17 protein-coding genes, 1 tRNA gene, 3 rRNA genes, 1 other RNA gene and 1 other annotated feature are annotated in these 17,260 nt (G+C 45.4%); of the genes, 6 read left to right on the forward strand and 16 right to left on the reverse strand.

Annotated elements, in window-relative coordinates; all coding sequences use genetic code 11:
* The 8 genes from BR62_RS0111875 to tadA all read right to left on the reverse strand — a co-directional run.
* Nucleotides 1-215 (reverse strand): 16S ribosomal RNA (locus tag BR62_RS0111875); the annotation flags it as partial.
* A 249-nt stretch (nucleotides 216-464) separates the two neighbouring features.
* The gene (locus tag BR62_RS0111880) at nucleotides 465-728 is read right to left on the reverse strand and encodes a pro-sigmaK processing inhibitor BofA family protein (protein ID WP_003150686.1); all 264 of its coding nucleotides are present in this window, start codon (nucleotides 726-728) and stop codon (nucleotides 465-467) included.
* Nucleotides 729-788: 60 nt separating this feature from the next.
* On the reverse strand, nucleotides 789-1,013 hold the full coding sequence (locus tag BR62_RS0111885; RefSeq protein WP_007408755.1) for a YaaL family protein: 225 nt from the start codon (nucleotides 1,011-1,013) through the stop codon (nucleotides 789-791).
* An 18-nt stretch (nucleotides 1,014-1,031) separates the two neighbouring features.
* The gene (gene recR / locus BR62_RS0111890) at nucleotides 1,032-1,628 is read right to left on the reverse strand and encodes a recombination protein RecR (protein ID WP_003150697.1); all 597 of its coding nucleotides are present in this window, start codon (nucleotides 1,626-1,628) and stop codon (nucleotides 1,032-1,034) included.
* A gap of 14 nt (nucleotides 1,629-1,642) precedes the next feature.
* Nucleotides 1,643-1,966, reverse strand: coding sequence for a YbaB/EbfC family nucleoid-associated protein (locus tag BR62_RS0111895; protein WP_007408754.1), 324 nt, complete (start codon nucleotides 1,964-1,966; stop codon nucleotides 1,643-1,645).
* Nucleotides 1,967-1,990: 24 nt separating this feature from the next.
* On the reverse strand, nucleotides 1,991-3,682 hold the full coding sequence (gene dnaX, locus BR62_RS0111900) for a DNA polymerase III subunit gamma/tau (protein ID WP_032870953.1): 1,692 nt from the start codon (nucleotides 3,680-3,682) through the stop codon (nucleotides 1,991-1,993).
* A gap of 133 nt (nucleotides 3,683-3,815) precedes the next feature.
* An RNA gene (ffs, locus tag BR62_RS19230) (signal recognition particle sRNA large type) lies at nucleotides 3,816-4,080 on the reverse strand.
* An 84-nt stretch (nucleotides 4,081-4,164) separates the two neighbouring features.
* Nucleotides 4,165-4,647, reverse strand: coding sequence for a tRNA adenosine(34) deaminase TadA (gene tadA / locus BR62_RS0111905; RefSeq protein ID WP_007408751.1), 483 nt, complete (start codon nucleotides 4,645-4,647; stop codon nucleotides 4,165-4,167).
* 82 nt (nucleotides 4,648-4,729) lie between these two features.
* On the opposite strand from tadA, the gene BR62_RS0111910 reads away from it, so the two are divergent.
* From BR62_RS0111910 to dck, 4 genes are all read left to right on the forward strand, one after another.
* Entirely contained in the window at nucleotides 4,730-5,281 is a 552-nt protein-coding gene (locus BR62_RS0111910; protein WP_007408750.1) for a cysteine hydrolase family protein, read from the forward strand.
* Nucleotides 5,282-5,352: 71 nt separating this feature from the next.
* Entirely contained in the window at nucleotides 5,353-6,636 is a 1,284-nt protein-coding gene (locus tag BR62_RS0111915) for a glycoside hydrolase family 18 protein (protein WP_032870956.1), read from the forward strand.
* 95 nt (nucleotides 6,637-6,731) lie between these two features.
* Nucleotides 6,732-7,355 (forward strand): deoxyguanosine kinase, encoded by a 624-nt coding sequence (dgk, locus tag BR62_RS0111920; RefSeq protein WP_032870958.1) that lies wholly within the window; start codon nucleotides 6,732-6,734, stop codon nucleotides 7,353-7,355.
* Nucleotides 7,352-8,005, forward strand: a complete 654-nt coding sequence (gene dck, locus BR62_RS0111925; protein ID WP_007615132.1) for a deoxyadenosine/deoxycytidine kinase — start codon at nucleotides 7,352-7,354, stop codon at nucleotides 8,003-8,005. The genes dgk and dck overlap by 4 nt, the downstream gene beginning before the upstream one ends.
* 130 nt (nucleotides 8,006-8,135) lie before the next feature.
* Here dck and BR62_RS0111930 read toward each other — a convergent pair.
* Nucleotides 8,136-8,228 (reverse strand) — tRNA-Ser (locus tag BR62_RS0111930).
* A gap of 216 nt (nucleotides 8,229-8,444) precedes the next feature.
* Between BR62_RS0111930 and BR62_RS0111935 the strand changes: the two genes are divergently transcribed.
* Nucleotides 8,445-9,590 (forward strand): glycerate kinase, encoded by a 1,146-nt coding sequence (locus tag BR62_RS0111935; protein ID WP_032870961.1) that lies wholly within the window; start codon nucleotides 8,445-8,447, stop codon nucleotides 9,588-9,590.
* A gap of 10 nt (nucleotides 9,591-9,600) precedes the next feature.
* Here BR62_RS0111935 and serS read toward each other — a convergent pair whose 3' ends face one another.
* The 5 genes from serS to guaB form a co-directional block, all read right to left on the reverse strand.
* Nucleotides 9,601-10,878, reverse strand: coding sequence for a serine--tRNA ligase (gene serS / locus BR62_RS0111940; protein ID WP_007408744.1), 1,278 nt, complete (start codon nucleotides 10,876-10,878; stop codon nucleotides 9,601-9,603).
* A gap of 54 nt (nucleotides 10,879-10,932) precedes the next feature.
* Nucleotides 10,933-11,145: a binding site (T-box leader), on the reverse strand.
* A gap of 52 nt (nucleotides 11,146-11,197) precedes the next feature.
* Nucleotides 11,198-11,788, reverse strand: coding sequence for a pyridoxal 5'-phosphate synthase glutaminase subunit PdxT (gene pdxT / locus BR62_RS0111945; protein WP_007615126.1), 591 nt, complete (start codon nucleotides 11,786-11,788; stop codon nucleotides 11,198-11,200).
* A 21-nt stretch (nucleotides 11,789-11,809) separates the two neighbouring features.
* A complete protein-coding gene (gene pdxS, locus BR62_RS0111950; protein ID WP_003150714.1) occupies nucleotides 11,810-12,694 on the reverse strand; it encodes a pyridoxal 5'-phosphate synthase lyase subunit PdxS in 885 nt (294 codons plus the stop codon).
* Nucleotides 12,695-12,891: 197 nt separating this feature from the next.
* The gene (dacA, locus tag BR62_RS0111955; protein ID WP_015239011.1) at nucleotides 12,892-14,223 is read right to left on the reverse strand and encodes a D-alanyl-D-alanine carboxypeptidase; all 1,332 of its coding nucleotides are present in this window, start codon (nucleotides 14,221-14,223) and stop codon (nucleotides 12,892-12,894) included.
* A 152-nt stretch (nucleotides 14,224-14,375) separates the two neighbouring features.
* Nucleotides 14,376-15,842 carry an IMP dehydrogenase gene (gene guaB, locus BR62_RS0111960; RefSeq protein WP_007408741.1) on the reverse strand — a complete coding sequence of 489 codons (1,467 nt, stop codon included), beginning with the start codon at nucleotides 15,840-15,842 and terminating at the stop codon, nucleotides 14,376-14,378.
* Nucleotides 15,843-15,962: 120 nt separating this feature from the next.
* Between guaB and BR62_RS0111965 the strand changes: the two genes are divergently transcribed.
* A complete protein-coding gene (locus BR62_RS0111965) occupies nucleotides 15,963-16,913 on the forward strand; it encodes a YaaC family protein (RefSeq protein ID WP_032870964.1) in 951 nt (316 codons plus the stop codon).
* A 44-nt stretch (nucleotides 16,914-16,957) separates the two neighbouring features.
* On the opposite strand, the gene rrf is transcribed toward BR62_RS0111965, so the two are convergent.
* Both rrf and BR62_RS0111975 read right to left on the reverse strand, forming a co-directional pair.
* Nucleotides 16,958-17,073: ribosomal RNA gene (rrf, locus tag BR62_RS0111970) — 5S ribosomal RNA — on the reverse strand.
* Between the two features lie 50 nt (nucleotides 17,074-17,123).
* Nucleotides 17,124-17,260: ribosomal RNA gene (locus tag BR62_RS0111975) — 23S ribosomal RNA — on the reverse strand; the annotation flags it as partial.

The following is a 17,260-nucleotide window of genomic DNA, read 5'->3' on the forward strand; positions in this document are numbered from 1 at the left end:
GCCACCTTTTATGTCTGAACCATGCGGTTCAGACAACCATCCGGTATTAGCCCCGGTTTCCCGGAGTTATCCCAGTCTTACAGGCAGGTTACCCACGTGTTACTCACCCGTCCGCCGCTAACATCAGGGAGCAAGCTCCCATCTGTCCGCTCGACTTGCATGTATTAGGCACGCCGCCAGCGTTCGTCCTGAGCCAGGATCAAACTCTCCGATAAAGTAGTTTGACTGACTACGCACATCGCTGTGCGATTTATTTAAAACTTTGAATTAACAGGTACGTTTTGTCTTGTTTAGTTTTCAAAGAACTTTGTCCATCGCTCTTGAAGCGACTTAATTATTGTAACATATCAGTGTCGATGTCGTCAATAACTTTTTATAATTTCTTTTTTAAGAATTCGTTTCGTCATCAGCGACGTATATTAGAATACCACCCTTGATCCAACATGTCAACAATAATCAATAAATTAAATGATGAAGCGTTTAATGACTATCAAAGCTGCGATGCCGGGAATCCCCAGAATCCCGCTGATGCCCGTTGTAATCAGGTTAACAGGGATATGAATACCGAGACTGCCTCCGAACAAGTTCACACCCACCAGCAGAATCGCACCGGCAATAAACTTAATCGCAGTCACACCAATCCATCTTAACGGTTTTGAAGATACCCCCCATAAAAAAAGCAAAGCAACCAGACCGACAATCAAACCGATAATGAAAAAAGGCTCCATGAATCTTCCCCCTCGCTTGTTTAGTACAAGCTTATGAGAAGATCCCGGAGAATAGACCTCTTACTTCCATCTGCTCATTTTCAAATTCCGCTGCTTCGCTTCTTTCAAATAAAAAAAGTACTTAGATTCAGCGACTTTCAGCTCAAACAATACCTCAGCGGAGGGCTCGAGACTTTTCTCGACCAGACTCTTCTGTCTGTTCCATTCTTCTTTTTGTTTAAAGAGCTGTTCTATCAGCTTCTCATCAAACTCTTTTCTTAATGTATTTCTGCGAAGAAAACCCATGCCTTGCCTTTTCCTCCCTTACAATTCACGTCTTCCTTCAAGAGCTTTTGAAAGAGTGACCTCATCAGCATATTCCAAATCACCGCCGACGGGCAGACCGTGGGCAATACGGGAGAGCTTGATGCCTGAGGGCTTTAACAGCCTTGATATATACATCGCTGTTGCTTCCCCTTCAATATTAGGGTTGGTTGCGAGAATAACTTCTGTCACTTGATCATCCTGAAGACGTTTCAGCAGCTCCGGAATCTTAATATCCTCCGGGCCGATGCCGTCCATTGGTGAAATCGCGCCGTGAAGAACATGATACTGGCCGTTATATTCCTTCATTTTCTCCATTGCGATCACATCCTTAGGGTCCTGCACGACACAAATAACAGACTTATCCCTTCTTGTGTCCTCACATATATAACAAGGGTCTTGATCTGTTATATGTCCGCAAATCGAGCAATATGTCAGATTCCGCTTCGCATTGACAAGCGCCTTAGCAAAATCCAATACTGTGTCTTCTTTCATACCTAGAACAAAAAAAGCCAGACGAACCGCTGTTTTCGGTCCGATCCCTGGCAATTTCATAAAGCTGTCAATCAGCTTTGATATTGGTTCAGGATACTGCATGTTTATTTATCCCCCTAGAATAAACCCGGTATGTTCATTCCTTTTGTAAATTGTCCCATTGTCTCATTCGTCATGTCATCCACTTTTTTGAGGGCGTCGTTTGTCGCAGCAAGAACCAGGTCCTGAAGCATTTCGATATCTTCCGGATCAACGACTTCTTCTTTAATGGCAATGTCTACAACTTCTTTTTGGCCGTTGACTTTTACAGTCACCATACCGCCGCCTGCTGTGCCTTCAAGCACTTTTTCAGCAAGCTCCTCCTGAGCCTTCGCCATATCCTTTTGCATTTTTTGCATTTGTTTCATCATTTTTTGCATGTTTCCCATTCCGCCACGCATATTCAATCACTCTCTTTCATCTTATTAGTCTTTTATTTCGATTAAATCCGCTCCGACAAGTTTTTTCGCCTCTGCAATCAGCGGATCTTCTTCAGCCGGTTCGTTTGATCCTTCACTTTCCTGCTGGTGATCATTTAAAAATTCTTCTCTTATTTTACCCCATTGTGCTTCCGGAACGCCAATCAAATCCATTCTTTTCCCGAGCATTGATTCGAGAATCTGTTCAAGATTCGTACGGACTCCGTTATTGTCTTCTGCAACCATTTTACAATGGATTTCGTATTTAAATTTAAGCACAAATGCCTTTTGACCAGCAGCCACCGGTTCACTGTCATTCAAAAGAGCCGCATGAGACACCTTATTCTGCTGTTTCAGGTGTGCCAGCAGCTTGCCCCAGCTGCTTTTAAGCTGTTCAAGTTCAGGTCTTGTGGCTTCCTTCAATATCTCATGAATTCTTCCGACCGGAGCTTTGTAATGGCTTTTTCCGCCTTTTTGAGGACGCGGAGCTTCTTTCGGAGCGCTTTCCATCTGAACCTTCACACCGGAGGTTTTCAGCCTTTCTACTTCCTGCTCAAGCTGCTGAATCTTATTCATCAGCATGCCGACCTCAGGGATGTCTTCGGCGGATTGCTGTGCCGTCTGGCATATTTTCACGACAGCCACTTCAAAAAAGATTCTTGGGTGGTTCGTCCACTTCATTTCCTGATGGCTTTTATTCAGGATATCAATCATCTCATATAAAGCGGGGGCCGGTATGTCACCGCTCAGGCTCCGAAACGTTTCATCGACCTTCACCTTCTCCAGGACTCCTTCTAAACCGGGAGCGGCCTGGTACAAGAGCATATCCCTGAAATAGAAAATCATATCTTCAATCAGTTTGGCCGCATCTTTCCCTTGCTGGAGCAATTCATTCAGTGTTTCCAATGCCTCGGAAACCTGTTTGCGGTGAAGAGCAGATGCCAGTTTTCCAATATAGTGCTGAGAAACGGCTCCGGTAATGAGCAATGCATCATCCACCGACAGCTCCTCGCCGCTGAATGATACGGCTTGATCGAGCAGGCTCAGCGCGTCCCTCATTCCTCCGTCCGCAGCACTCGCTATGATATCAAGGGCTCCTTCTTCCACCTTCAGCTGCTCTGCATCGACGATTGTCTTCATTCGTCCGACAATTGCTTTGGATGTAATCCGTTTGAAGTCAAAACGCTGACATCTGGAGATAATGGTTAAAGGAATCTTATGAGGCTCAGTCGTAGCTAATATGAAAATGCAATGTGCCGGCGGTTCTTCCAGCGTTTTCAGAAGCGCATTGAATGCGCCGATAGAGAGCATATGCACCTCATCTATAATATATACTTTGTAGGTGACGGCCGACGGGGCGAATTTTACTTTGTCACGGATGTCGCGGATTTCGTCTACCCCGTTATTCGACGCCGCATCTATTTCAATCACATCTGATATAGAGCCGTTTGTGATCCCCTTGCACGCCGCACATTCATTGCACGGTTCTTCTACGGGGGCGTGCTCACAGTTGACTGCTTTCGCAAATATTTTAGCTGCACTGGTTTTTCCCGTTCCCCGCGGTCCAGAAAACAGATATGCATGAGAAAATTTCTTTTGCAAAAGGGCATTTTGCAGCGTTTTCGTAATGTGTTCCTGTCCGACCACATCTTCAAACTGCTGAGGCCTAAATACTCGATATAAAGCTTGGTAACCCACAGGATGCGCCCTCCTCTGTTATTCATCATGTTTATTATACATGAACGTGCTTTTAACGCCAAAACCCGTTTTTCATATACGAAAAAACTCACCTGCCATAAACAGGTGAGTCTGAAATTTGATGATTGATTTACCGTGCACCTTCTGTCGATTCGCTACCCTAAGCGTTACTTAAGCAGTTAGCTCAGCCCAGGCAACCCTGCGGCACATGAGAGGTTTCACTTAATGCTGCTTCCTTCCGGACCTGACATGGTTCATGAATTCCCATTGCGCAGGACCCAGACGTCAACGCCACTTACTTAAGGCAGACCTTACAGTAAACGAACCTCGAGAAGGGATTCGGCCCCGCTAGAGCGGATTGCGGGTACAGGGCACCGCTACCTCCCCGCTTAGCACGGCAAAATAAATATCAAATTTTTATATGAGCACCATTCATGATGCACACATAAGTATATCTGCTTCAGGCAGAAAATGCAACCGTACTACTCAGACAACTTTTTCCTCATGTCTTTCTTTTGCCGGCGCAGCTTTCTGAAAAAAGCGCTGAGCATTTCTCCGCACTCTTCTCCGAGCACGCCGCTCACCACTTCCGCTTGGTGGTTGAACCGCTCTTCCTGCAAGAGGTTCATCAGCGTTCCTGTACAGCCCCCCTTGGGATCAAATGCGCCGAATACGACCTTATCGACTCTCGAAAGCACGACGGCTCCCGCGCACATCGGACACGGCTCCAAAGTGACATAAAGAACGGCATCCTCAAGTCTCCATGTCCCCAGCCTACGGCACGCTTCGTCTATCGCCAGCATTTCGGCGTGGGCAAGCGACCTCTGTTCAGTCTCCCGCAGATTATGCGCCCGCGCCACGATCTCATCGTGCAGAACAAGAACTGCTCCGATCGGCACTTCACCTTTCGCTTCGGCTTTCTTCGCTTCTTTTATGGCTTCTCTCATATAATATTCATCATTCATAGGTTCGAGCTCTCTTCTTAAGTTTTTTCATGTCTCATAAAGGTTAAAATAGGAATACCCCAGCAGAAAGGAGTTGCCGGTATTGTCTGAACCTAACAACACAGCCCTTCTGATTGTCGATATGATCAACAATTTTCAATTTGATATGGGCGAACGTCTTGCTGAAAAAACCAAACAAATTGTCCCCCGTATTTTATCATTAAAGAAGCATGCAAAACAAAGCAACTGGCCGATTATTTATATTAATGATCATTACGGGCTCTGGAAGGCTGATATTGATGCCATCAGGGAGGAATGCAGCAACGACAGAAGCGCCCCCATTATAAAAGAAATTTCGCCTCAGCCGGATGATTATTTTCTCATTAAACCGAAGCATTCCGCTTTTTACGAAACAGCGCTTCACACCCTTCTGACCGAATTACAAGTGAACCGATTAGTCATCACGGGGATTGCCGGGAACATTTGTGTGCTGTTCACGGCCAACGACGCCTATATGAGAGAATACAGCATTGCCATTCCGAAAGACTGCACCGCTTCCAATAACGACGAAGACAATGATTTCGCTTTGACCATGATGGAGAATGTTCTCTTCGCAGAAATAACCACGGAAAAACAAATTACCGCCGAAAAATAAACATGATCAGCCTCCTTTTTTCATATATTTGATAGCGGATATGAAAGGAGGCGTTTTTCATTCAGATCTATATAGTGAAACGGGGCGACACGCTTTCCGCAATTGCGGCGCGCTACCGGACTGCCGCAAATGTCATTGCGGAAGCAAATAAACTGCCTAATCCAAATACATTGGTTGTCGGACAAACCCTTGTCATCCCGATTGAGGGTCAATATTACGAAGTGAAACAAGGTGATACTCTCGCGGCAATCGCCGGCCGTTTTCATATATCGGCCGCGGAGCTTGCGAGGGTTAACGGAATTCAGCCCGGCACCACATTGAGAGTCGGAACCAGCCTTTACATTCCGCAGCAGGCGAATAAGCCCGATATCGAATCAAACGCATATATAGAACCGCGGGGAACGAGCGTAAGCGCTAATCTGCAGCAGGCGGCAAGGGAGGCCTCTCCTTATTTAACATACCTTGGCGCATTCAGTTTTCAAGTGCAGCGGAACGGGACTTTAAAGGAACCGCCTCTGACCAATTTAAAAAGTATCAGTGACAGGCACAACACCACACTGATGATGATCATCACCAACCTTGAAAATGACGCATTCAGCGATGAACTCGGGCGGCTCATCTTGAATGACAATACAGTGAAAACAAAACTCTTTCAGGAAATCGTCTCCACGGCTAAAAAGTACGGCTTTCGCGATATTCACTTTGATTTCGAATATTTACGTCCACAGGACAGAGAAGCCTACAATCGTTTTTTACGTGAAGCGAGGACGATTTTTCATCGGGAAGGCTGGAAGATTTCAACGGCGCTTGCTCCGAAAACGAGCGCGACTCAGGCCGGCAAATGGTACGAAGCACATGACTATAGGGCACATGGAGAAATCGTCGATTTTGTCGTAATCATGACATATGAGTGGGGGTACAGCGGAGGCCCGGCTCAGGCCGTATCACCTATCGGCCCTGTAAGAAATGTCATTGAGTACGCGCTGACGGAAATGCCTTCTTCAAAAATCGTTATGGGCCAGAACATGTACGGCTACGATTGGACACTGCCTTTTAAACAGGGAACAACAGCCAAAGCCGTCAGTCCTCAGCAGGCAATCGCTCTGGCAGCACGCTATAAAGTCGACATTCAATATGACGAAACCGCCCAGGCTCCATTCTTCCGATACACGGATGAAAATCAGAGACGGCATGAAGTATGGTTTGAAGACGCACGATCCATTCAAGCGAAATTCAATTTAATTAAAGAACTTCATTTAAGAGGAATCAGCTATTGGAAACTCGGCCTTTCTTTCCCGCAAAACTGGCTTTTGCTCAACGATCAATTTCATATTGTAAAAGAGACGTTTCGTTAATTGGAAGCGTCTTTTTTCATGGGCTTTTCTGAGAGTGTGATACAATATAAAGGCCGGCAGCTGACGGATGTTTGCAGAATTAAGGAGGATTTTCAATGAACAGAGCCCCTTTTATCGCGGTAGAAGGTCCTATCGGGGCAGGAAAAACGACACTCGCTACGATGCTTTCTGAAGAGCTCGGTTTTCCTATGATTAATGAGATTGTGGAAGACAACCCTTATCTCGATAAGTTTTATGACAATATCGAGGAGTGGAGTTTCCAGCTTGAAATGTTTTTTCTATGTCACAGGTATAAACAGCTTGAAGACACCGATCGAGATTATTTAAAACAAGGACAGCCCGTTTTGTCCGATTATCATATTTATAAAAATGTTATTTTCGCAGAGCGTACATTGCACGGCCAAAAGCTTGAGAAGTATAAGCAGATTTATCATCTGCTCACTCACGACCTGCCGAAACCGAATGTTATTGTATACATAAAGGCAAGCCTGCCGACATTGCTTCAACGCATTGAAAAACGCGGACGCCCGTTTGAGAAAAATATCGAACATCAATATCTGGAACGTCTCATTACAGATTACGACACAGCCATCAGACAGCTTCAGGAAGAAGACCCGGATATATCTGTACTGACCATTGACGGTGATACTGAAGACTTTGTTTTGAATAAGACAGACTATGAAAGAATTGCCCGTCAGGTAAAGGAGCTTATTAAATGAAAGACATTCATATTCCAAACAACGCCATTATCACAGTAGCGGGAACGGTAGGAGTCGGAAAATCGACTTTGACCAAAGCTTTAGCAAAACGGCTCGGGTTTCATACCTCACTCGAGGAAGTGGATGAAAACCCTTATTTAGAGAAGTTTTATCACGATTTTGAACGCTGGAGCTTCCATTTACAAATTTATTTTCTGGCTGAGCGGTTCAAAGAGCAGAAAAACATGTTTGAATCAGGCGGCGGATTCGTGCAGGACCGTTCGATTTATGAAGATACAGGCATATTCGCAAAAATGCATGCCGATAAAGGAACCATGTCGCTGACAGATTACACAACATACACTAGCCTATTTGAGGCGATGGTCATGACGCCGTACTTCCCGCATCCTGATGTTTTGATCTATTTAGAAGGCGACCTTGAAAACATTATAAACCGGATTGAAAAGCGGGGCCGCGAGATGGAGCTGCAGACAAACCGCTCTTATTGGGAAGAGATGTATACACGGTACGAAGACTGGATCAGCGGTTTTAACGCCTGCCCTGTGCTGAAAGTACGCATTGAAGATTATGACCTTGAAGCTGATGAACAGTCACTGGAACCTTTGATCGAAAAAATCAGTCACGTGATCAACGAAAACAGAAATAAATAAAAATAGCAAAGCGATTTTCCCCGAACAGAGAAAATCGCTTTTTTTGCATATAAAAAATCCGCTGCATCACATGCAGCGGACAAAACAATCTCCAATATATGCTCGAGTTTCATTAGGTTTAAAATCAATATGGCGGAGGAAGAGGGATTCGAACCCCCGCGGGCTTTGACACCCCTGTCGGTTTTCAAGACCGATCCCTTCAGCCAGACTTGGGTATTCCTCCGTATCGACATTTAATAATATACCACATGACCTAAATTTCAGTCAAGCGCTTTTTCATATTTTTTATTTCATTTCTTAAACGGCTTGTCCGTCAGCTTTACTATCATACAAAAGTCTTGCGTCCAATTCAACCTCAGTATGCCATACGGGCAGGAAAACACAGTAAAAATCAAGAATAGATTCAAACAGATACCTGCTCATAAAGGTGGAGAACATAATGAAAATCATCATTGCACCGGATTCTTTCAAAGAAAGCATGACATCAAAAGAAGCCGCTGACAGCATAGAAAAAGGATTCAAAGCGGTCTTCCCTGACGCGGAATATTTCAAGATACCTGCGGCCGACGGCGGAGAAGGAACCGTTCAGGCTTTGACGGATGCCACTGGCGGAAGCATCATCAAAAAAACTGTGACCGGTCCGCTGGGAACGCCGGTAAACGCCGCATATGGACTTCTGGGAGACGGACGCACAGCAGTCATTGAAATGGCGGAAGCATCGGGACTTCATCTCGTTCCCCGCCATCTCAGAGATCCGTTGAACACAACGACAAGAGGAACGGGTGAACTGATAGCAGATGCAGCTTCCCGCGGGGCGGGTGAGATCATCATCGGGCTTGGCGGGAGCGCAACCAATGACGGCGGAACAGGAATGGCGAGCGCGCTCGGTGTGCGTTTCTTAAATGAGGAAGGTCAGGAGATACCTGACGGCGGAGGCGCTCTGCACACCCTAGCTTCTATTGATATAAGCGGTCTCTCTCCTGATCTGAAACATATCCGTATCCGTGCCGCATGTGATGTCGAAAATCCTCTGACCGGTAAAAACGGCGCGTCATATGTCTTCGGCCCGCAAAAAGGGGCATCCGAGAAGACTAAAGTTGTATTGGATCGCAACTTACGCCATTTCGCTGACGTATTGAGACGTCAGCACGATATCGAAGCGGATACCGTAAAAGGCGCGGGCGCCGCAGGGGGACTCGGCGCCGGACTGATCGCTTTCTTACAGGCAGAACTTCAAAGCGGGATTGACGTTGTATTAGATACACTATCCTTCTCAGATCAGATAAGAGGCGCTGACCTTGTCATTACCGGAGAGGGGCAGATAGACGGACAAACGCTATTCGGCAAAACCCCCGCCGGGATCGCCGCACGCGCATCTGCTCAAGAAATTCCCGTTATCGCATTGGCGGGCTCCTTAGGCAAAAATTTCGAGCATGTTTACAGCGCAGGAATAACGGCTGTGTTTTCTATCGTGCCCGGCGCTGTAAGTCTTGAAGACGCCTTAGCATCCGGCCGTTTTAACCTTGAAAGCACTGCCCGGAATGCCGCCGCTCTATACCGGGCAGCAAAAAAGGCGCGCCTCTAGGGCGCACCTTTTACGGTTTGATGACTTCTTTATTTCCCATATAAGGACGAAGCACTTTCGGAATGATGACACTTCCGTCTTCCTGCTGATAGTTTTCTAAGATGGCAGCTACTGTTCTGCCGACTGCAAGACCTGAACCGTTTAATGTATGCACATGCTCCGGCTTGCCTTTCGCTTCGCGTCTGAATCGAATGTTTGCGCGTCTCGCCTGGAAGGCCTCAAAGTTACTGCAAGAAGAAATTTCACGGTATGTGTCTTGGCTTGGAATCCATACCTCAATATCGTACTTTTTCGCGGCTGTAAAGCCGAGATCACCGGTACACATGCTCATGACACGATACGGCAGTTCGAGCAGCTGAAGCACCCGCTCAGCTTGATTCGTCAGTTTTTCAAGCTCCTCATAAGAATCTTCCGGCTTCACGAATTTCACAAGCTCAACCTTGTTGAACTGATGCTGGCGGATCAAACCGCGTGTATCACGGCCGGCAGATCCCGCTTCTGAACGGAAGCAGGCGCTGAATGCGGCATAATTGATCGGCAGGTTCTCACCGGATAAGATTTCATCGCGGTGCATATTTGTAATCGGCACTTCCGCCGTCGGAATTAAGAAATAATCCTCTTCTCTGATTTTAAAAGCATCCTCTTCAAATTTAGGAAGCTGTCCCGTACCTGTCATGCTCGTACGGTTTACCATATAAGGAGGAATGACTTCCGTGTAATCATATTCATCAACGTGAAGATCCAGCATAAAGTTGTAGAGCGCGCGTTCGAGGCGGGCGCCTAATCCTTTATAAAACACAAACCGGCTGCCTGTTACTTTTGAAGCGCGTTCGAAATCAAGAATGTTTAAATGGTCTGCGATATCCCAATGCGGTTTCGGCTCATATGAAAATGCCGGCGCCTCTCCCCACTTGCGAATTTCAATGTTATCATCTTCCGTTTCCCCGACGGGCACTGAATCGTGCGGGATGTTCGGAATAGACAGAAGGATGGTTTCGAGCGTCGTTTCGACAGTACGAAGCTCTTCATCAAGTTTCTTAATTTCTTCGCCCACTTCGCGCATCTCTTTAATAATATGATCAGCGTCTTTTTTCTCCCGTTTCAAAACGGCGACCTGCTGAGATACTTCATTGCGTTTTCCCTTCAGTTCTTCTACTTTACCGATAAGCTCTCTTCTCTTTTCGTCCAGCTCTTCAAACTTGTCAAAGTCAGATAAGTCTTCGCCTTTTGGAATGAGCTTCGCTTTTACCTCTTGAAAATTGGCTCTCAGCACCTTCGTATCAATCATGCCTAACAACTCCTATCTGTTTTTATCGAAAATAAAAAAGAGCCCTCATCCCCTAAAAGGGACGAGAGCTCTCGCGTTGCCACCCTGATTGAAAACAAGCTCACACTTGCTTCCCGCTTTAACACATAACGGTTTTCCCGTAAATGCCTACTTGGTTTCAGCATTTCGCTCAAGGACGGATTCGGACAGCATCTTTCACCGATTCGCACCACCCATCGGCTCTCTTTGAAAGAGGGGCCCCCTACTGCTTCCTGTCAACGCTTTTCGATCTTTATTTGTGTTTATAATGTACTATAAGTATCAGCGGTTTTCAACTGTTTTATACAGCTGTTTCCTGCTTATGCTTTTCCGCCATCTTCACAAACAGCTCTGTCACCCGGTGATCATCCGTCAGTTCAGGATGGAACGAGCAGCCGAGGAAATTCCCCTGCTTTGCAGCCACGATGCGTCCGTTATGCTCACAAAGCACTTCAACATCTTCTCCGGCTTCTAAAATATGCGGCGCGCGAATAAATACACCCGTAAACGGCTCATCAAGGCCTTTAATCGTCAGATCAGCTTCAAAGCTGTCAACCTGACGGCCAAAGGAATTACGCTCGACGACAACGTTCAACAGCCCTAGATGAGCGTTATCCGTTCCCGCTATCTCTTTGGCTAAAATAATCAGACCGGCGCATGTGCCGAACATCGGCTTGCCTTGGGCGGCAAACTCGCGAAGCGGCTCCATAAAATGATACGTATCCATTAAACGCCGCATCGTCGTGCTTTCCCCGCCCGGCAGGATTAAACCGTCGATGTCATTCAGCTGTTCAGGACGCTTAATGACGACACCTTTTGAACCACATGCTTCAATTGAACGAATATGTTCTCTTACTGCTCCTTGAAGTCCAAGTACACCAATTGTTAACATGCTTCCAGCTCTCCTATGGTTTTACCAGCCGCGTTCTTGCATACGCTGTTCCGGCAATAGATTTGAGATTTCGATTCCTTTCATCGCTGTGCCTAATTCTTTAGAAAGCTCAGCGATCAGTTTGTAGTCTGTGTAATGAGTCGTTGCTTCAACAATTGCTTTGGCGAATTTAGCAGGGTTGTCTGATTTGAAAATACCTGAACCGACAAATACGCCGTCAGCGCCAAGCTGCATCATCAATGCCGCATCAGCAGGCGTCGCTACTCCGCCGGCAGCAAAGTTCACTACAGGCAGTTTGCCGTCACGCTTGATTTGAAGAAGCAGTTCATAAGGAGCGCCGAGGTTTTTAGCTTCAGTCATCAGCTCGTCATCGCTCATCGCAACAACTTTGCGCACTTGCGCGTTTACTTTTCTCATATGGCGGACAGCTTCCACAATGTTTCCTGTTCCCGGTTCGCCTTTTGTACGAAGCATGGAAGCTCCTTCGGCGATACGGCGCGTTGCTTCGCCGAGATCACGGCAGCCGCATACGAACGGGACTGTATATTCGTTTTTATTTAAATGAAATTCTTCGTCAGCCGGAGTCAGAACTTCACTTTCATCGATGTAATCTACTCCCATTGCTTCAAGGACACGCGCTTCAACGATATGTCCGATACGCGCTTTTGCCATTACGGGAATGGATACAGCATTCATTACTTCTTCAACGATTGTCGGATCAGCCATGCGGGCAACACCGCCGGCAGCGCGAATATCAGCCGGAACGCGTTCTAACGCCATTACGGCAACAGCTCCCGCCTCTTCCGCAATCTTCGCTTGTTCAGCATTTACAACGTCCATGATGACGCCGCCTTTTTGCATTTCCGCCATGCCGCGTTTTACACGATCAGTACCTGTTTGAGCCATTATTTGGTCCCCCTAGTCAATGTATAGTTAGATAATTTCTATCTCTTATTGTATCCCAGAAATACAATATTTCATATGGGTATTCTTATTTTACAGCGAGATGAATAAGATAGATATCATTTTTTTACTAATAATTTGGTTTTTTCAGTATATTAAGCAAAAGAGCCCTAACTTTCATCAGAGCTCTTTCTTATTTCTTAAAACCAGCCTGTTACCGTGTCAACGGCGCTGTTCCAGATTCCGGAGAAGAATCCGCCGATGCCGCGCATCATCTGAACAAACCAGTTTGCTTTATCTACATCATTTTTCGTTACAAGATTCACGCTGAACTCTTTGGATTTGAGGAAGCCATAGTCTTTGTCACTGCCTTTGTATGTAACTGTCAGCGTTCCGACTTTCGTTCCCTTTTTCACAGGAGCCGTGATTTCTTTTTTATCTAAAGTCACTTCGGCTTTATAGTTCTTTTCATCCCCGCTTTTCACAGGAATAGAAAGCGCCTTGTCAGTAACAATATCGACTTGCTTGTCTTTCCCTTTTTCAACGTCAATCGTTTTGTGCCCTTTTACTTGAGAGCCTTCAGGGTAAAGATCTTTCATTGAGAAATTGCTGTTAAATGCGTAATCGAGCATTTTTTTCGTTTCATCAAAACGTCCGGTATGCAGGTTGCCTTTTGCGTCTAATACAACGGTGATGACCCGCATTCCGTTCCGCTGTGCTGTGCTTGTAAAACAAGATCCCGCAGAATCAGTAGAACCCGTTTTTAAGCCGTCAACGCCAGGGTATTCAGAAACAAGACCTTTTAACATGAAGTTCCAGTTCGGCATGTCCATTTCATCATCAGTGCCGGCTCTGAATTTCGTCTTAGCGATGCTTGTTGTTTTGAGAACTTCCGGATAATCAGTGATCAGGCGGTCTGCAAGAAGCGCCATGTCTTTAGCAGAAACTTCACTCTCTTCTTTAACGCCTTCTCCTTGCGGCTGCTTGCCGTGAAGGTCTTCATTCACAAGCCCTGTAGCATTTTTAAAGTCATAGTTTGTCATGCCTAATTCTTTGGCTTTCGCATTCATTTCAGCGACAAATTTCGTTTCAGTTCCGGCAAGAATTTCGGCAACTGCAATCGCGGCTCCGTTAGCAGAGTAAATCGCCATAGCCTGATACAGTTCTTTAACCGTGTATTTGCCGTCTTTTCGAAGGGGGACGTTTGATAAACTGTTGTCTTGAGAAATTTCATAGACATAATCATCAGGAGTATACGTTTGATCCCATTTCACTTTTCCTTCTTTAATGGCTTCCAGAAGCAGATATTCAGTCATCATTTTTGTCATGCTGGCAATCGGCAGTCTTTTGTCTGCATTTTTACTGTATAAAATTTTTCCCGATGAAGCCTCAATCATTATCGCAGCTGATGCGTTGACATCAATCGGGTCATTGCCGGCTGCCTCCGCTTTAGACATTGGAACAAAGCAAGTTGCGGCCAGTGCCAGTACCACTAATGACACCAACAGCTGTTTCCATTTCGTGATGTTCAATCTTACGACCTCCGTCATTCATTTTAAATCTATAATTAAGCCGTTAAGGACATATTCAAATTCAAAACACAACAGTATAAATTTTATCACACTCGATATAAAAAAAATAGACAGAGTCAGCGACCCTGTCAAATGTTTTTTATTTGTAACAATTATGAGATTGTATAGTTTGGTGATTCTTTCGTAATTTGGACATCATGCGGATGACTTTCGCGAAGTCCGGCACCTGTCATACGGATGAATTGAGCCTCTTCTCTTAAAGCGCGCAAGTCTTTTGAACCGCAATATCCCATACCTGAACGAAGACCGCCGACAAGCTGATACACTGTTTCTTCTACAGGACCTTTGTACGGAGTCCGTCCTTCGATACCTTCAGGGACGAATTTCTTATTTTCTTCTTGGAAATATCGGTCTTTACTGCCTTTTTCCATGGCAGCGACAGAACCCATACCGCGATACACTTTAAATCTTCTGCCTTGATAGATTTCAGTCTCTCCCGGGCTTTCTGAAGTACCGGCAAGCAGGCTTCCGAGCATTACGGCATGTCCGCCTGAAGCCAACGCTTTCGTAATATCTCCGGAGAATTTAATACCGCCGTCTGCGATAATTGTCGCGCCGTGTTTTCTCGCTTCAGTGGCACAATCATAAATGGCAGTGATCTGCGGTACGCCTACACCTGCAACGACACGTGTCGTACAGATAGAACCAGGTCCGATTCCCACTTTGACAATATTTGCTCCGGCTTCAATCAGAGCTTTTGTCGCTTCAGCCGTTGCAACATTTCCTGCGATAATGTTCAGTTCAGGATATGTTTCACGGATTTTCGCAACTGTGTTCAGTACGCCTCTGGAATGTCCGTGAGCCGTATCAACCACGATAACGTCGACATTCGCTTCAACAAGCTTGCTGACGCGTGTCATTGTATCGCCTGTCACGCCTACCGCAGCGCCGACAATAAGGCGTCCGTGTTCATCTTTAGATGAATTCGGGAATTCGATAACCTTTTCAATATCTTTGATCGTAATAAGACCCTTTAATTTGTTTTGGTCATCCACTAACGGGAGTTTTTCAATTTTATGTTTCTGTAAGATTTTTTCTGCTTCGTCTAATGTGGTTCCCACAGAAGCCGTAACCAGCTCTTCTTTTGTCATGACATCACTGATTTTCATTGAATAATCAGAGATAAAGCGAAGATCACGGTTTGTAATGATACCGACAAGCTTTTGATCGTCTTTATTATCTACGATCGGAACACCGGAAATTCTGTATTTCCCCATCAAATGCTCCGCATCGAATACTTGATGATCAGGTGTTAAAAAGAAGGGATTTGTAATAACGCCCCGTTCAGAACGTTTGACTTTGTCAACATGTTCAGCCTGCTGTTCGATGGACATGTTTTTATGGATAATGCCCAAGCCGCCCTGTCTGGCCATCGCAATCGCCATAGCTGATTCTGTTACTGTATCCATTCCCGCACTGATGACAGGAATATTAAGCTTTAACGTCTTTGTCAGTTCAACAGATAAATCCACATCACGCGGAAGTACGTCTGATTGAGCCGGTACGAGCAGTACATCATCGAACGTTAAGCCTTCTTTTGAAAATTTACTTTCCCACATTAGTAAATCCCCCTCTTTTCGGCAAAATATTATATGTAGATTATCAACTAGAAAACAGCATGTCAAGGAAGCGAAAAAGAGTTGAAATATTTAGATAAAGGAAAGGGTTTAAAAATACATATGAGAGATCATGAGTGGAAAGAGTTATCATTATTTTATTCCGTAGAATCTTCCCAGAAATTTCTAAACAAAGTCTATACAGAAAGCGGCATGGAAGAACCAAAACGATATGCGTTTAAGAACAGTGAGCGCTTCATATTCTTTATCAAACACGCCGAGTCCTTTTATAAGCAGGCATCTCTTTCCCCTTTAGAAATTAAGCCTATTCTGTTGTTTTATGGGATGTCACAATTGCTGAAAGCCTGTCTTCTGACCACAGATCCAAGCTATCCAAGCCATGCCTCAGTACTCGCGCATGGCGTGACTGCCCGGAAACGCAAAAAGCAAAATTACTCCTTTAGGGATGATGAAGTGAAGGTGCAGCGCAATGGCTTATGTATTCATGTAATGAAGCACTTATTCGGGATAGCTGGTCTTGAGGAAGAACGGTACACAATGAAGAAATTGCTGACAGCCATACCTGAATTGCATACTGTCTTTTACTTCCAAGAGAAAAAGAATTGGCTGACCCGAGTAGAGCTCAAAGATGACCTTATTTCAGTGCCTGAGCATGCGGTAATTCATTACAATATGTCTGATTCCCGCTTTGCTGAATATATCAGCCATCATTTGAAGTGGTCTTTTCTGAGGAAAGACCATAATCACTTGGTTTTTGAGGCTGACCCGATAGACAAAGAACCTTGGTCTTCGCCAAATTTATTGTTTCACTTGGAGAAAAATCAATATTACATTCCCTCTCAGCGTGATCACTTCCTGCATCTTCCGGAAATGATTATTCATTATTTGGTTCTCTACAATATCGGGATGATTGCGAGATATGAAACGGAGTGGTGGTATGAACTGCTGACACAGCATGTCAGTGATGATTATGTGATGATCCGCCGGTTCTTAGAGGTCACGGAACGCAAATTTCCGTATTACGTTTCTAATTTCCTGAAGCAATACTTATAAACAAAAAAGGCAGCTCATGATGAGCTGCCTTTACCGTAATGATAGCTTGGCGGCGTCCTACTCTCACAGGGGGAAACCCCCGACTACCATCGGCGCTGAAGAGCTTAACTTCCGTGTTCGGCATGGGAACGGGTGTGACCTCTTCGCTATCGCCACCAAACCATTGAGAGTGTTCTCTCAAAACTAGATAACAGTAAGCATACATTCAAATTGGTTAAGTCCTCGATCGATTAGTATCTGTCAGCTCCATGTGTCGCCACACTTCCACCTCAGACCTATCAACCTGATCATCTTTCAGGGATCTTACTTCCTTGCGGAATGGGAAATCTCATCTTGAGGGGGGCTTC

Origin of the sequence: Bacillus sp. UNC69MF, assembly GCF_000746035.1 — a bacterium.
Taxonomy (GTDB): Bacteria; Bacillota; Bacilli; order Bacillales; family Bacillaceae; genus Bacillus; species Bacillus velezensis.

What these genes read in the sequence shown, in the direction of transcription:
- BR62_RS0111895 (WP_007408754.1), bottom strand. Translation starts at nt 1,966, where the DNA reads ATGCGTGGCGGAATGGGAAACATGCAAAAAATGATGAAACAAATGCAA.
- serS (WP_007408744.1), bottom strand. Translation starts at nt 10,878, where the DNA reads ATGATTGATACGAAGGTGCTGAGAGCCAATTTTCAAGAGGTAAAAGCG.
- tadA (WP_007408751.1), bottom strand. Translation starts at nt 4,647, where the DNA reads ATGAATGATGAATATTATATGAGAGAAGCCATAAAAGAAGCGAAGAAA.
- pdxT (WP_007615126.1), bottom strand. Translation starts at nt 11,788, where the DNA reads ATGTTAACAATTGGTGTACTTGGACTTCAAGGAGCAGTAAGAGAACAT.
- guaB (WP_007408741.1), bottom strand. Translation starts at nt 15,842, where the DNA reads ATGTGGGAAAGTAAATTTTCAAAAGAAGGCTTAACGTTCGATGATGTA.
- BR62_RS0111965 (WP_032870964.1), top strand. Translation starts at nt 15,963, where the DNA reads ATGAGAGATCATGAGTGGAAAGAGTTATCATTATTTTATTCCGTAGAA.
- dgk (WP_032870958.1), top strand. Translation starts at nt 6,732, where the DNA reads ATGAACAGAGCCCCTTTTATCGCGGTAGAAGGTCCTATCGGGGCAGGA.
- BR62_RS0111935 (WP_032870961.1), top strand. Translation starts at nt 8,445, where the DNA reads ATGAAAATCATCATTGCACCGGATTCTTTCAAAGAAAGCATGACATCA.
- BR62_RS0111885 (WP_007408755.1), bottom strand. Translation starts at nt 1,013, where the DNA reads ATGGGTTTTCTTCGCAGAAATACATTAAGAAAAGAGTTTGATGAGAAG.
- pdxS (WP_003150714.1), bottom strand. Translation starts at nt 12,694, where the DNA reads ATGGCTCAAACAGGTACTGATCGTGTAAAACGCGGCATGGCGGAAATG.
- BR62_RS0111880 (WP_003150686.1), bottom strand. Translation starts at nt 728, where the DNA reads ATGGAGCCTTTTTTCATTATCGGTTTGATTGTCGGTCTGGTTGCTTTG.
- recR (WP_003150697.1), bottom strand. Translation starts at nt 1,628, where the DNA reads ATGCAGTATCCTGAACCAATATCAAAGCTGATTGACAGCTTTATGAAA.
- dck (WP_007615132.1), top strand. Translation starts at nt 7,352, where the DNA reads ATGAAAGACATTCATATTCCAAACAACGCCATTATCACAGTAGCGGGA.